Origin of the sequence: Pseudomonas sp. SbOxS1, assembly GCF_013416725.1 — a bacterium.
Classification (GTDB): domain Bacteria; phylum Pseudomonadota; class Gammaproteobacteria; order Pseudomonadales; family Pseudomonadaceae; genus Aquipseudomonas.
The window spans coordinates 81190-94963 of sequence record NZ_JAAVXC010000033.1 but is presented as its reverse complement, the minus strand read 5'-3'; the positions used below and the strand labels follow the sequence as shown (position 1 = coordinate 94963).

Genomic DNA, 13774 nt, shown 5'->3' with positions numbered 1-13774 from the left:
GGAGACTGAACAATGCAACAACTCATGGTTCCTGATATCGGCGATTTCCAGGATTTGCCGGTCATCGAAGTATTCATCAAGGCGGGCGATACCGTATCCGTCGAGCAATCGCTGATCACGCTCGAATCCGACAAGGCGGTGATGGATGTTCCCAGCACCGCTGCGTGCACGATTCGTGAAGTGTTGATCAAACCGGGCGATGTCGTCTCCAAAGGCAGTTTGATCGCCCATGTGGAATACGCCGATGCAGTGGTGAACAGCGCATCGGCGCCTGTTGCTTCAATCGCCGTGGCGACGCCTGTCGTCGAGGCGGTTGTCGCGCCCAAGGCAGACGTTGTCGCTGCACCTGCACCCCAGGTTCGAGCCGAGCCACCTCCGATGGCTACGTCATCACCTGGCCCACTGGTTTTGGCAGGTCCAGCAGTGCGCAAGCTGGCGCGAGAGCTGGGTGTCGACCTGAACCAGGTCAAGTCCAGCGACACACGCGGCCGCATTCAACGTGAAGACGTCAAGGCATTCGTCAAGGCGCAGCGCGAGCCAATGGCGTCTACGGCTGGCAAGGGCGGTGCGCTGGATGTGCTGCCCTGGCCGGACATCGACTTCGCAAAATTCGGCCCGATAGAGCGTCGCTCCATGTCGCGTGTCAAGCGTCTGTCCGCAGCCAATCTGCATCGCAACTGGGTGACGATCCCCCACGTGACCAACCACAGTCAGGCGGATATCACTGATCTGGAAGCGTTGCGCGTTCAGCTCAACCGCGAAGCTCGCGAGGGTGACGCGAAGACCACCCTGCTGGCGTTTCTGATCAAGGCGAGCGTCGCGGCGCTGCAACGCTTCCCGCAGTTCAACGTCAGCCTGCAAGGCGAGGAAATCGTGCGCAAGCAGTACTTCCATATCGGTTTTGCTGCCGACACGCCCAACGGGCTGGTGGTCCCGGTGATTCGCGATGCCGACCGCAAGGGGATCGCAGCCATTGCCACTGAGATGGGCGAGCTGTCGCAACTGGCCCGTAGCGGCAAGCTTGGCGCGGAGCAGATGCGCGGCGGCTGCTTCACCGTCTCGTCCCTGGGAGGCATTGGGGGAGGGCATTTCACCCCGATCATCAATGCACCGGAGGTGGCGATTCTCGGCGTCGGCAAGGCGGCAATCGAGCCGTCGTGGGATGGCGCAGCCTTTGTGCCGCGCCTGCAACTGCCGCTCTCGCTGTCGTGGGACCACCGGGCCGTCGACGGCGCTGAGGCAGGGCGTTTCCTCGCATACCTGGTATCGCTGTTGGCGGACTTCCGCCGTGTTTCGATCTGACGCGCCCAACAATAAAAATGGAGTACGAACATGACTGCTCAGCAATCAACCGGCCCTGAAACCAACACGCAACCCATTGTGCCGGCCAAGATGGCTCATCTGGTCTATCGCTGTGCCGACCGCGCCGCCATGGTCGACTGGTATCGCAAAGTATTCGAGGCCAGGCTGGTGTTCGAAGACGACGTGCTGTCGTTCATCAGCTTCGACGAAGAGCACCACCGCCTGGCGTTCTTCAACATGCCGCAGTTGCCGAAGAAAACCGACGACATGGTCGGCGTCCATCACGTCGCCTACAGCTACAACTCGATCGCGCAAGTCCTGGGTACCTACGAGCGACTCAAGGGCCTCGACATCCTGCCGTCCTGGACGATCAACCACGGGCCGACCACCTCGTTGTACTACCGCGATCCGGAGGGCAATGACATCGAACTGCAGGTCGACAACTTCACCGATCCGGCTGACGCAGCCGCGGTCTTCAAGTCGGAAATCTTCAAGCAGAACCCCATCGGCGTGGAGTTCGATGCCGACGCCCTGGTTGCGAAATGGCGTGCAGGTGCCAGCGATGCGCAACTGTGCGCGCTCGGTACATGTGCCACTGGTAAAGCCCTTGGTCCTCAATACAGGTAAGCAACATGAAACTATGTACATTCCAGGCTCGCGCCAGCGCCATTGCCGTTGTTGGCCTGGTCATCGGCGACCGGGTGATCGCGATTCGCGATCATTTCGACGATGCCCCCAAGACCATGATCGAGTTGATCACCGAGTGGGATCTCTGGCAAAAATCCTTGATCGAGCTGGCGGCAAGTGACGTCGTCGGCGTCCCGCTGGATCAAGTCACGCTGCTGGCTCCCGTGCCACGCCCTGGCAAGATCCTCGGCATCGGGCTCAACTATGCCGATCACGTCGAAGAGTCCGGCATGGAGATGCCCGCCGATCAGCTGTGGTTCGCCATGATGAACACCGCGGCAAATGGTCCGTACGCGCCTGTGGACTTGCCCAAGGTGTCGGAGACACTCGACTACGAAGCCGAAATGGTCTTCATCGTCGGCAAGCGCGCTCGTCATCTTTCCCCTGAAAAAGCCAAGGATGCGATCTTCGGTTACTGCGTTGGCAACGACGTGAGCGTACGTGACTGGCAACTGCGCACCTCGCAATTCATCCTCGGTAAATCCTTCGATACCCATGCGCCATTCGGGCCGTGGATCGTGACCGCAGATGAGATCGATGATCCTCATCGGCTGGCTATTCGCTGCTTCGTCAACGACGAGAAGCGCCAGGACTCGAACACGGATCAGCTCATCTTCGACTGTTACCGGCAGATTGAGCATTTGTCGAAGGTCATGACGCTGGAACCGGGCGACGTGATCTTTACCGGGACGCCCGGCGGCATCGGCGGTGGTTTCAAACCGCCGCGCTGGTTGCGTGAAGGCGATCGGGTACGGGTTGAAATCGATGCGCTGGGCGTCATCGAAAACATCGTGCGCCAGGAGCCACAAGCCTAAAGACGCGCGAGCCCTTCGTGCATCCTGGCCAGAGCCAGCCTGCACGAAGGGTTTATCAACTTCCTTTATCAAACCTTTGCGCTGTACCCAAAGCACGACTTATTAAAATAAAAACAAAAGGTAAATATGGTATGTGCAAATCCAGTGCCTCAATTCGTGCGGCCATTGCAATGGCCTGTGGCTTTTCGATGGCAACTTACGCAAGTGAAAACGGCCAGGCCAGTTACCCGGTTGGTGTTAATACGGTATTGAACGGAATACTTCCTGCACCTGGCCAGACGTATTACTACGATTACTTTCAGGTTTATCACGCCGGGCAGTTCAATGATGAACATGGTAACAGCGCGCTACCCGCTTTTAGGGCGCAAGTTATTGTGAACTCCTCGAGAATCGTGCATGCCTGGGAAACACCCGTCGGGCCATTTCTGGCGGCCTCCGGCTTAGTGTTGCCACTGATCAATATCAATAATGCCATTGCCGGAAATCATGAACATAACACCGCGCAGGGTGACATGATCGTCCACTCGCTGTTGTTGGGGTACGCCAACGAGCAACACACCAACTTCGGTTTTTTTGCCCCATTGGATGTGCTGTTGCCTACCGGGGATTACAACAGGAACAATATTGCCAGCACCGGGCTCAATCATTACACCTGGATGCCCAGTTGGCAGAATACCTGGTTCCCAACCCGCAATATCGAGATTTCCACCGGGCTTACGGCCGAAATAAATGCGAGAAACCCCGACACCGACTACCGCTCCGGCAACTCCGCCACTTTCGACTGGATGGTGGGGTATTCGCTGGACGATAAATGGCAAGTTGGAGTGCAGGGTTATTATTCAAAACAGTTCACGGATGACAAAATAAACGGCGATACCGTGCTGGATGGCTTTCGTGGTCAGAGCACCGCTATGGGGCCGCAAGTTCGCTACACGTTAAGTCCTGGCGTTGCCGTGGCATTGAAGTGGCAACATGAAATGGCCGTGGACAATCGTCCGGCAGGCGACCGGGTGTGGTTTCAGTTTGCTTTGCCGCTTTGACTGATTGCTGCACAAGTTAATAGTAATAAAGAAAGTTTTATCTGCTCGCGGCAGTCGCGATGCTATGCGCTCGCGGCTGCTCCGTGTTTCTTATAAACGGTCTGTAAAATTGAGGAAGTATCAATGAGTGAGCAACAGGCGATAACCGCCATTATCGAACGTGAAAACTTGCGGTGCCGCGTATTAGTGGCAGGGGACATCGCGCAGTTGAGCGAGTTGGTGGATGACCAGGTGGTGCATATCCACGCAACTGGCCAAACTGACGATAAGCCCGCGTATCTCAAACTGGTCAGCGAGGCGATACGTTTTCTGCGGGTAGAGCGCAAAGGCCTTGAGGTGCGCGTCTATGGCGACCTCGCCATTGCAACGGGCAGGCTGGTTCAGGATATCGAGTTGCGCGCCAGCGGCGAACGGCGGGAAATGGATGTCGTGACGACACAAGTGTGGTCATGCCGCCAGGGCGTTTGGCGCCAGGTGAGTTTTCAGGCGACGAATCTTTAACACCCGAACCACTCGGTGGTAGTGGTACCACCGAGTGGTTTGCATATGGACTAGCTGCGCTCGGCGCAACGTTTGGAGAACGCCAGTTGCTCAAGCTGGAATTGTTCACCTGCCCGGTGAAAGTCGACACAGTGGCCTGCATTCGCCAGCAGGGCGGCATCTACCTCGGGGCTGTTGCTGAATGCGCTGGCAAACTGGCTCACCAGTTCCTCGGAAATGGGCCAGAGTTTTTCGAATTCCGGTTGCCGATAGTGAACGGGGACCGTGACCTTCGCTGCGAGTTTCGCCACCATTTTCGGCCAGCCCAGGCTGATATCGATCAGCTCACTACGCGGTGCCGGCGCACCGGCGCTGTAACTGGCCTGCGGCATCACGCTGCCGTCATAGCTCGCTTCAGGTCCAAAGAAAAAACCGTTCATGGCCTCCATCGGTACGTTGACCAACGTCTGCGTGGGCGCAATCGCGCTCCATTTGTCCTTGGACTCGGGCACCGGGTCCAGGCCGACACCGGACACCGCGATTCCCAGCAGCGGCCAGGTCGGTTGGCGCGCGGCCAGGGCGATGCTGATCGCGCCACCAATGGAATGGCCGATCAACACGACGCCACAGGCCTGATGCTGGTAGCTGCTCCAGATTTCATCAATGGCGGACTCAAGAATTTCCGCGTTGTCGATAATGCCGGGGGCCTTCGCGGCATAGTCCGCGCTGTGGCCATAACCGGGTCGGTCAATGGCAAAGACAGGGAGACTCTGTGCCAGAGCCCGGTCCAGCAATGAATAACCAGGGATATCGAAGTACTTCGAAGAGTAGGTGCCGCCGTGGATGGCGATGATCAGAGGTCGTTTGGTATTGTCGGATTCGGGCATCGAGCCCCGTCCCGAGAGGGCTATGCCCAGGCCGTGGACAACAATATCCAGGTGGGTGGATTGGGTGCTGGCGTCATTCATGGTGGTCATTCCCTGTTTTTATGATTGTCGAGTTGACTGAAGGCGCCCGGGCATCGCGAGCCTCAGGCGGTGTTCAGTCCCATTCAAAAGTACACAAGTGCTTCCACGGTAGCGGTCAACTGGTTGCGTGCATCACCCTGGCCGAAAGGCTTGGCGTTGTCACGGGCGTCGAACCAGTCGTAGCGCAGTTCCGGGCGCAGCGACAAATACTTGTTGGCGTCGTAGCGCAGGCCCATGGTCAGCGCATTGAACGCGCCGGGAGCCGTAGAGGAGGGGAACAGGATGAAACCGTCCGGGTCGTCGAAATGTTCGGCTCGCACCGAGAACGACAAGTCCTTGCGTTGCTGGTAAGTCACCACAACGTTGGCTCCCCACCAGCGCGCCCCATCAAAACCGGGTCCGGTCACGATGTCGACGGTGGACGCCTTGCCATCGCCGTCCTGATGGCCGTAAACCATTTCCCCACCCATCGACCATTGCTCGTTGAAGCGGTGCCAGCCGTTGAGTGAATGTTGCTGTTTGAATTGGCCGTCTTGCGAGACAACGCGACCGCGTGGTGTCTGCACATCATCACTGTCGCTTTGTGAGTCGCCGACCAGAAACTCATAGTCAATCCAGGTGCGCATGTCTGGCGTACGCCAGCGCAGTGCGCCCAGCAGCGCCTTGCGGTCGTTGTTGTCGCGCAGGTTGCCCTGGCCCTGAATCACGCCCAGTTCGGCGCCCAGCAACATGCTTTGGTTGCTGACCAGTCGTTTGCCCAAAAGAAAACCCGAAACCGCGCCCGACTCGGTCGTGAACGCGTAGGAGCGACTGGCAAACGGATTTCGCGCAGCACGTATGTTGGGTGGAATTTCGTAACCCAGCCCTGAGCCAAAAATGCCGGCGATGGCGGTAAAGCCACCTGCGTAAGGCAGGTAAGCCGTCGCGGCGATGTTGGGCACGGCGAGAAAGTTCTGTTTATCGCGGCGTGCCTTGTCCGGGTCATCATCACCTGGCGAATTGATCCCCCAATGCATGTCCCAGCCATAAGTTCGCGCTTGCTGGGCGTTGCGTCCGTAGGCTGCTTCAAGGGTAAAACCGAAGGAGGCTTCGCTGGGCGCAGGTCCTGGCAAGGGTGTTATGCGCGGGATGAAATTGGCTTTCAACGCCTTATCGACAAACAGGTGGAGGGTCGCCAGTTCGAAACCTTCATCGGAGAAGCCGGCGACCGGCGTGTTGGTTTGTCCGGATTTTCGATCATCATGGGAGGAGTTGTCGTTGCGTGAGAAACCGGCGTCCAGCAGACCGGAGACTGTGATGCCATAGTCGCGCTCCAGCGAGTTGCCGAACAGGCTGCGAAAGACCGTGCCTTCGCCGACATCGGCGAATTGGCCGGCCTGGCATTGACCCGTTGCGCAGACGAGCAGAGCCGCACCAAACGTTTTGACGTTGATGTTCTTCATGGGTGTTCTCTTGTTTTTATCAGGGAAGCGGCCATCCACCGGCCGCTGAGCGTGACCGTCAGTTGGTTATCGGTAATCCGACCAATCGGTTCAATCGCCAGAAAACAATGATGCCTAAGGCCGTGATGCCGGCGGGAATGGCGGCAGCCACCAACAGATCACTCGTCGACCATTGCAAGTGCAGCAATGTGGCGCCAATGAACGGGCCACATATGCCACCCAGGCGGCCAAGCCCCAGCGTCCAGCCCGTGCCGGTGGCGCGCAATGCGGTCGGATAAAAAGTGGAGGTCATGGCGTTCAATGCCGCTTGGCCGCCGAGAATGCCGAAACCTGCGACAGCGATCGTCAGGTAAGCCAGATTGATCGAGGCGTAGAAGTGGCTGAACAGGACAATGGCCAGCGCAGAAACGATGAAGGTGGGAACCAGCACCGCACCGAAGCCGCGACGATCGACAAACCAGCCCAATAACCAGCCGCCCGCCAAACCACCGAGCCACATGGATGTACCAGCCAGTACTGCCTGTGACGGTGAATGACCGGCACCACTCATCAGCACGGGAGTCCATGACGCGAGGAAATAGACACAGAGCATGTTCATGAAGTTGATCAGCCACAGCAACAGCGTTCCGCACATCCGGCCATCGGCGAACAACAGGGAAAACGCCAGGCCTTGCTTGCGTGGCTCACCGATGATCAGGGTCGTTTGTGCATCGATCTGCAGGTGCGGCTCGATGCGCAGGAGTATGACCCTGACGCGGTCGATTTTGCGTCCTCGCAACACACTCCATTGCAGTGATTCGGGAAGTGCAAAAAACATCAGCAGACCTACACACAAGGGTGCAATGGCGCCTAGATAGAACACCGCTTGCCAGCCGTACAGCGGAATCAGGGTTGCCGCGATGGCACCGCCCACCAGGCCTCCGACAACCATGCCCGACGCCACCAGCGTCAACAGCATTACCCGGTTTTGCCGAGGGACATATTCGGTTACCAGTGTCGCCACGTTGGGCACGATTGCACCCATGGCGATTCCGGTAAAAAAGCGCAGCGCAAGCAGGCTATCAACCGTCGTCGCGTGGGCGGTGAAGTACATCAGGGCAGCCATGACCAGCGAGGCGGTCACCAGTACGGGACGTCGACCGACACGGTCGGCTACCGAGCCCAGGGCGAGCGAACCGATCAACATGCCGAGCATGCTGATACTGAACACCGGACCCAGGTCGGCTTTGGGAATGCCCCAATCGGCGATGAGGCTGGGCGCGGCATAGGCCATGGCTTGTATGTCGAAGCCATCGACGACCATGCACAGGAAGCATTGAACAAGCACTAATAGTTGAAAGGCCCCCAAACGGCTTCTTTCGACTATCGTGCAGATGTCGAGTTGATTGTTCACAGGCAAATACCTCTGTTGTAATTATTTTCGGTAATAGCGGTGTTCGGATTGCGATGTCGAAGTTCGGTGTATTCATGGCCTCGTCGGTGAAGGCCGTGATAGCGGGATATCAGTCAGCGAGCCACGCGCTCGCTTCGGTGCGCATGCCTTGTTCAAGCTCACTGCCGCGAGTGGCGAACAGACGACTCAGTGGAAAGCCACTCTTGTCCAGCAGATAGGCCAGAGGCGCGTATTCACGCGGATAGCGCGCCACGAGGTCACGGTCGATTTCGACCAGGCCTTGCGGGAAAGTGAAGCTACCCATGTCATAGATGCTCTGGCGCTTGACCAGCTTCCACAGGCCATCGCGTTTTTCAGCCAGATCATAGAAACGGTTGTGCACGCTGCATCCCAAACCCAGCCTGACGTTTTCAGCCACGATCACCGCGTTGGTTTCGACGATCGCCTTGTTGCCGTTGATGCTGACCACCGGTGTGCCGATCAGATGTTTGGTGCGCAAGTCAGACTTGCCCATGCGCTTGGAGCCTTCGACAAATTCGGCGAACGGCCCTTCGAACCAAGTGATTTCAATGATCCCGTCAGGATGAGCGAGCTTGGCCAACTCGTCCCATTGGCCCAAATCGCGATGAATCCAGCCGGTCATCAGGTCGCTGATTTGAAGACGGTCTTCCAGGTAAGTCTGCATACGGTGTCCTTGGTTGATGTTGAAGTGTCGAAACCAGCATCTTCCACTGGACAGGTAACTTCAAATAGATTGATATGAACGATCAATCATAAAAACTGATGGGGTGTGGGCGTTGGATCTGCGGCATTTACGGTATTTTCTGGCAGTTGCCGAAGAGGGGCATTTCGGACGTGCCGCCGAGCGACTGCACATCGTTCAGTCTGCATTGAGCATGCAGATCCGTGCGCTCGAAGAGGAACTCGGTGGTCCGCTGTTCTTGCGCACCAGTCGTCGCGTGGAACTCACCGAAGCTGGCGTTCTATTGCGTGCCGAAGCACAACGCACCCTCGACCAGGCGGCATACGCCCAACAAGTCGTGCAGCGGTCTTTACGCGGGGAAATGGGCACGGTTCGGATTGGCTTTGCCGGCAATGCCGTGTTTAGCGGCAGATTGATGGCCGACGTACGCGCATTTCGGACGGCTTACCCGGACGCACAAGTCATCCTTCGCGAGCTGGCGCCGCATCTGCAGGTCGAAGCCATCCAGAATGCGCAGCTGGATCTGGGCTACGCGCCGAGTCATGGTGGGCAGGCACTCGACAGCGCTCTGCTGTTTGAACGGATTGGCACGTGGCCGTTGGTCGTAGCGATGCCTGAGGATCATCCATTGGCGAATCAGCAGCCCTTGCGCGTGCCAATGCTGGGTGCCGAGTCGTTGATCGTCTATGCCGCCCACGGCGCGGATGAACATATGCTGGCTGCGCTTCGTAAAGCATTGGGGCGTGAGCCCAAGGTAGAGCGAACCAGCAGCACGTTAAGTGTGCTGGCTTTGGTGGCCTCTGGAATGGGGGTAGCCCTGGTTCCCGCGCCCTTGAAACAAGTCATGATTCCCGGTGTGATCTATCGGACATTCGATGACGTCGAACCCCAGGCAGATCTGTTGCTCATCAGCCGCGTGAGAGAAACTGCGGGTGCGGTGCATGCGTTTCTGAAGGTTGCACGTCAAGGTAAAATGACCGCTGTCACCGCAAGAGACTCTTGAGACGGACAAGCTGCTGTCAGTCGTGCCAACAGCGGTACCAGCCATTTTTCTCGCTGATGTGCAGCGGGGTCTGATACAGGTCCGATAGAGTGGCGCTGGTCAATAGTTCGGACTTGGAACCATCGGCGACAATCTGCCCCTGCTTGATCAACACCACGCGCTCGATTTCCGGAATGATCTCGTCAACATGGTGGGTGGTGATGAGCAACGACCGACCCTCACTGCAGAAACTGCGCAGCAGCGTCAGCATGGCCAGGCTGGCACCCATGTCGAGACCGTTGGCCGGCTCATCGAAAATCAGCGCCTCGGGATGATGCACCAGCGCTCGGGCCAGCAACAGGCGTCTTTTCTGGCCGGTGGAAAGGCGTTGGAACATGCAGGATTCATCCTGCGAAATCCCCAGGCTAGCCATCATGGCGCGTGCCTGCTCGAGCTGAAACTCGGTCGGTTGCAGGTGTTCATGGCGGCCGATGGCGCCGAAAAAACCGGAAACCACAACGTCCAATGCGCTGGTGTAGGGCGTGTAATCCTCTTGCAGGTCCTGTGACACGAAGCCGATCCTGTTCCGCAGTTGCCATAGATTCAGGCTCTCGCTGCCGAACAGCTTCAGAGAACTGCCTTCCTGAGCCACCGGGTAAAGTTCCCGGTTGATCAGCTTGAGCAGGGTGCTTTTACCCGCACCGTTAGGGCCGAGAATGGCAACGCGCTCCTGTGGCCCGATCTTCAAGGACAACTGGTCGAGCACTCGGGTCTGTTGCTGATACGCGGTGACGTTATGGAATTCGATCATTTGAAAAACCTTGCAGAAGGAAAGCCCGTGCTGGATGCGAAACCTGTCGATGTGCCCGCGCTGTCCGGCGGCCAATAGCGACAGTTCTTCGCTGGTCGAGTGTATCTGTACCGCGCCCGCCGAGGTTTGTGCGGACAGATCACGAATACTCATCAAACTCCGGTCGATCTCTCGGGAGGCACAGGCACCCCGAAAGAGCAGGCGTACTGTCATATCGAACATTAAACGAACCGGCGCCAGCTTGTGGCCGGCGCCGTTATTTCAATGAAACGCTTGAGGGATGGTTCAGTGCCGGGCGGTCGTGGCGCTTGGCACTGGCATGCACATCTTGTGCATGACGGGGCGTGTCGTCGTTGCTCATCAACACGCCCATTCCGACATCCTGTCGCTCCCCGAATGGAGAGTGAATGCTTTACACGCTGTCGATGCCCTCGGCGGCCGGCGCAGAAACCCTCGCCGGGGCGGTTTCGCGCAAGCATGTTGCGACCAGCAATCCGGTCAACACCGCGCCGAGTGCCAGGTACATCGTGTTTTCGATGCCGTGGTGCTGGGCGATGTACCCCGCGATGGCGGGCGCGACGCCACCCCCGAAAATCTCGCCGATACCCACCACCAGGCCGGTCGCAGTGGAGGTCAGCGCCGCTGGAACGGATTCACTGGTGAGCGGCCCGACCGTCATGCAGATCATGCTGAAGTTGAAAAAGATGGTCAGGAACAGCAAGGCGAACAATTTCATTGGTTCCGCGCCAGTACCCATCAGCAACCAGAGGAACACGCCGGTGGCGACGAACGAAATCAGCACCACCGGTTTACGGCCGATGCGATCGGACACGGCTGGCATGATCAACTGCCCGAGAAAACCACCCAGGCCGATCGCCGACATCACAAAGCCCATCTGCTGCACGTCCAGGCGCAGATAGTCCATCAGGTAGTTGGGCATCATCACGCTGATCACGAACAGGCAGGTCAGCATGCAGAACATGCCGACGATGTTCAGCCACACGTTGCGAAAGCGCAGGGCATCCAGCCAGCGTGATTGGTCGGCGACGGTATGGGTTTCGATTTTATGTGTGGTAACGGCGCGGGTTTCCCGCAGGTAGCGATACATCGCCAATGCCAGCAGGAAGCCCGGCAGCGAGACAATCACGAATACCCAGCGCCATGACGGCACCACGAGCAACAGTTGTGTGGCGAGAATCGGCGCGAGTCCAAGGCCCAGGATCGGGAAAAAGGCCTGCTGGATGCCGATGTTCATCCCGCGCCGGGCAGGATGCGAGGACTCCGCGGTGGCCGCCAGGGCTGTCGGGGTAAAGGCGCCTTCGGAGATGCCCATGATCGCGCGGATCAGCAGCAATCCGCCGATACCGGTCGCCAGACCCGAGAGGCCCGCCAGCAGAGAAAATACCAGTACTGCCGGAATCAGCACTTTGCGTCGACCGATACGGTCGGACAGGCGACCCATGAAGATCGAGGAAATACCCCAGGCCAGCCCCAGGATGGCGGTCACATTACCCAGGTCCTGATAGTCCAGGCCGAGGTCTTTCATCATCACCGGGAACAGCGGCAGGATGATGAAGCGGTCCAGGCCCACCAGGCCGAAACCCAGGGCCAGCAAGGCCACCGCTTTGAACTCGTATCGAACATCCCACGCATGCTTATTGTTGTTCATGGTTGTCACTCGGATGGAGTAGAGGAGGGCAGCCATGGCCTGGCTGCCAGGGGCTTAGAAATAAATCAGCGCCTCGACCAGGCCGGTCAGCTGTGTACGGTCGCGCCCGGCCCCGAACGGGTGATCGTCGGCGTTGCCATCGAACACGTCGTATCGCACTTCGGGGCGCAACGAGATGTACTTGTTCAGGTCGTACCGCAGGCCCGCGGTGACGGCGTTGAAGTTGCCGCGCGCGGTGGAGGCGGGCAGCAGGATGAAACCGTCGGGGTCGGCGAAATGCTCGGCCCGTACCGAGTAAGAAAGATCGGGCCTTTGCTGATAGGTCAGCACCGCGTTGGCACCCCACCAGTGCGCGCCGTCGAAGCCGGGGCCGTTGATGATGTCGACGGTGCTGGCCTTGCCGTCACCGTCCTGGTGGCCGTACACCACCTCGGCGCCCATCGACCAGTGCGCATCAAACCGATGCCAGCCGTTGAGCGAGTGCTGCTGCTTGAACTGTCCATCCGGCGAGACCAGGCGCGAGGTCGGTGCCTGCACGTCGCTGAAACTGTCGTTCTGCTCATCGCCGAGGATGAACTCGTAGTCGATCCAGGTCTGCATGTCGGCGGTACGCCAACGCACGGCACCGATCACCGATTTGCTGTCGTTGTTGTCGCGCAGGTTGTTCCAGCCCTGGACCACGCCCAGTTCCACGCCGAGAATGCCTGACTCGCCGTTGTACAGGCGTGAACCCAACTGGACGCCGCCAACGGTGCCGGGTTCGCTGACAAAGGCGTAGGTCTTGCTGGCAAACGGGTTGCGCGCGGCGCGGATGTTCGGCGGGATTTCATAACCCAACGCCGGGCCGAAAACCCCGGCCATGGCGGTGATGCCGGGACCGTAGGGCAGATAGGCGGTGGCGGCGATGTTCGGCACGGCAAGGAATTTCTGTTTGTCGCGCTGGGCCTTGGCCAGGTCGTCGTCACCGGGTGAGTTGATCCCCCAATGCATGTCCCAGCCTTGGGTGCGGGCGAACTGGGCGTTGCGGCCGTAGTTCATTTCAAAGGTAAAACCAAAGGCGGCTTCAGTGGGTTGCGGGCCGGGCAGCGGCGTGATGCGCGGCACCATGTCGCCTTTGAGCGCCTTGTCGACAAACAGATGCAGGCCGCCCCATTCCAGGCCTTCATCGGCGAAACCCACCAGCGGCAGATTGCTCAAGCCGTCCTGGCGTTCGTCGTGGGTCGAGCGGTTGTTGCGCGAGTAACCCGTGTCGAATAATCCCGAGACCGTGATCCCGTAATCCTTTTCCAGCGAGTCTCCAAACAGGCTGCGAAACAGCGTGCCTTCGCCTTTGTCGGTGTTATCGGCGGCGTGGGTATTGAGCGTCGCGAAGGCGGCCAGAACCGCACCAAGCGCTTTCACCTTGATGTTGTGCATTGTCTGTCTCTTGTTTTTGTTGTCAGAGTCTTGAAGGGTGGGGCGTCCGTGCCCCCTGGAACTCGG

At 58.6% G+C, this 13774-nt stretch carries 13 protein-coding genes; 6 read left to right on the top strand and 7 right to left on the bottom strand.

Annotated features, from left to right (window positions below; translation table 11 throughout):
* Positions 1 to 12 precede the first annotated feature (12 nt).
* The 5 genes from HFK74_RS25985 to HFK74_RS25965 all read left to right on the top strand — a co-directional run bounded on the left by HFK74_RS25985 (position 13) and on the right by HFK74_RS25965 (position 4345).
* Positions 13 to 1302, top strand: a complete 1290-nt coding sequence (locus HFK74_RS25985; RefSeq protein ID WP_180205972.1) for a dihydrolipoyllysine-residue acetyltransferase — start codon at positions 13 to 15, stop codon at positions 1300 to 1302.
* 30 nt (positions 1303 to 1332) lie between these two features.
* A complete protein-coding gene (locus HFK74_RS25980; RefSeq protein WP_180205971.1) occupies positions 1333 to 1929 on the top strand; it encodes a VOC family protein in 597 nt (198 codons plus the stop codon).
* 5 nt (positions 1930 to 1934) lie between these two features.
* Positions 1935 to 2804 (top strand): fumarylacetoacetate hydrolase family protein, encoded by an 870-nt coding sequence (locus HFK74_RS25975; protein WP_180205970.1) that lies wholly within the window; start codon positions 1935 to 1937, stop codon positions 2802 to 2804.
* A 131-nt stretch (positions 2805 to 2935) separates the two neighbouring features.
* Entirely contained in the window at positions 2936 to 3844 is a 909-nt protein-coding gene (locus tag HFK74_RS25970) for a transporter (RefSeq protein WP_180205969.1), read from the top strand.
* 123 nt (positions 3845 to 3967) lie between these two features.
* On the top strand, positions 3968 to 4345 hold the full coding sequence (locus tag HFK74_RS25965; protein WP_180205968.1) for a nuclear transport factor 2 family protein: 378 nt from the start codon (positions 3968 to 3970) through the stop codon (positions 4343 to 4345).
* Positions 4346 to 4395: 50 nt separating this feature from the next.
* Here the strand turns inward: HFK74_RS25965 and HFK74_RS25960 are convergent, their stop codons facing one another.
* The 4 genes from HFK74_RS25960 to HFK74_RS25945 all read right to left on the bottom strand — a co-directional run bounded on the left by HFK74_RS25960 (position 4396) and on the right by HFK74_RS25945 (position 8812).
* The gene (locus tag HFK74_RS25960) at positions 4396 to 5292 is read right to left on the bottom strand and encodes an alpha/beta hydrolase (protein ID WP_180205967.1); all 897 of its coding nucleotides are present in this window, start codon (positions 5290 to 5292) and stop codon (positions 4396 to 4398) included.
* A gap of 83 nt (positions 5293 to 5375) precedes the next feature.
* Entirely contained in the window at positions 5376 to 6734 is a 1359-nt protein-coding gene (locus tag HFK74_RS25955) for an outer membrane beta-barrel protein (RefSeq protein WP_180205966.1), read from the bottom strand.
* 58 nt (positions 6735 to 6792) lie between these two features.
* On the bottom strand, positions 6793 to 8127 hold the full coding sequence (locus HFK74_RS25950) for an MFS transporter (protein WP_180205965.1): 1335 nt from the start codon (positions 8125 to 8127) through the stop codon (positions 6793 to 6795).
* A gap of 109 nt (positions 8128 to 8236) precedes the next feature.
* The gene (locus HFK74_RS25945) at positions 8237 to 8812 is read right to left on the bottom strand and encodes a nuclear transport factor 2 family protein (RefSeq protein ID WP_180205964.1); all 576 of its coding nucleotides are present in this window, start codon (positions 8810 to 8812) and stop codon (positions 8237 to 8239) included.
* A 112-nt stretch (positions 8813 to 8924) separates the two neighbouring features.
* On the opposite strand from HFK74_RS25945, the gene HFK74_RS25940 reads away from it, so the two are divergent.
* A complete protein-coding gene (locus tag HFK74_RS25940; protein WP_180205963.1) occupies positions 8925 to 9833 on the top strand; it encodes a LysR substrate-binding domain-containing protein in 909 nt (302 codons plus the stop codon).
* A gap of 16 nt (positions 9834 to 9849) precedes the next feature.
* On the opposite strand, the gene HFK74_RS25935 is transcribed toward HFK74_RS25940, so the two are convergent.
* The 3 genes from HFK74_RS25935 to HFK74_RS25925 all read right to left on the bottom strand — a co-directional run bounded on the left by HFK74_RS25935 (position 9850) and on the right by HFK74_RS25925 (position 13708).
* Positions 9850 to 10623, bottom strand: a complete 774-nt coding sequence (locus tag HFK74_RS25935) for an ABC transporter ATP-binding protein (RefSeq protein WP_180206057.1) — start codon at positions 10621 to 10623, stop codon at positions 9850 to 9852.
* A 412-nt stretch (positions 10624 to 11035) separates the two neighbouring features.
* On the bottom strand, positions 11036 to 12292 hold the full coding sequence (locus tag HFK74_RS25930) for an MFS transporter (protein WP_180205962.1): 1257 nt from the start codon (positions 12290 to 12292) through the stop codon (positions 11036 to 11038).
* 54 nt (positions 12293 to 12346) lie between these two features.
* A complete protein-coding gene (locus HFK74_RS25925; RefSeq protein ID WP_180205961.1) occupies positions 12347 to 13708 on the bottom strand; it encodes an outer membrane beta-barrel protein in 1362 nt (453 codons plus the stop codon).
* Positions 13709 to 13774 lie beyond the last annotated feature (66 nt).

Coding starts and splice junctions, on each gene's coding strand:
- HFK74_RS25985 (WP_180205972.1), top strand. CDS start 13: ATGCAACAACTCATGGTTCCTGATATCGGCGATTTCCAGGATTTGCCG.
- HFK74_RS25980 (WP_180205971.1), top strand. CDS start 1,333: ATGACTGCTCAGCAATCAACCGGCCCTGAAACCAACACGCAACCCATT.
- HFK74_RS25975 (WP_180205970.1), top strand. CDS start 1,935: ATGAAACTATGTACATTCCAGGCTCGCGCCAGCGCCATTGCCGTTGTT.
- HFK74_RS25970 (WP_180205969.1), top strand. CDS start 2,936: ATGTGCAAATCCAGTGCCTCAATTCGTGCGGCCATTGCAATGGCCTGT.
- HFK74_RS25965 (WP_180205968.1), top strand. CDS start 3,968: ATGAGTGAGCAACAGGCGATAACCGCCATTATCGAACGTGAAAACTTG.
- HFK74_RS25960 (WP_180205967.1), bottom strand. CDS start 5,292: ATGAATGACGCCAGCACCCAATCCACCCACCTGGATATTGTTGTCCAC.
- HFK74_RS25955 (WP_180205966.1), bottom strand. CDS start 6,734: ATGAAGAACATCAACGTCAAAACGTTTGGTGCGGCTCTGCTCGTCTGC.
- HFK74_RS25945 (WP_180205964.1), bottom strand. CDS start 8,812: ATGCAGACTTACCTGGAAGACCGTCTTCAAATCAGCGACCTGATGACC.
- HFK74_RS25935 (WP_180206057.1), bottom strand. CDS start 10,623: ATGATCGAATTCCATAACGTCACCGCGTATCAGCAACAGACCCGAGTG.
- HFK74_RS25930 (WP_180205962.1), bottom strand. CDS start 12,292: ATGAACAACAATAAGCATGCGTGGGATGTTCGATACGAGTTCAAAGCG.
- HFK74_RS25925 (WP_180205961.1), bottom strand. CDS start 13,708: ATGCACAACATCAAGGTGAAAGCGCTTGGTGCGGTTCTGGCCGCCTTC.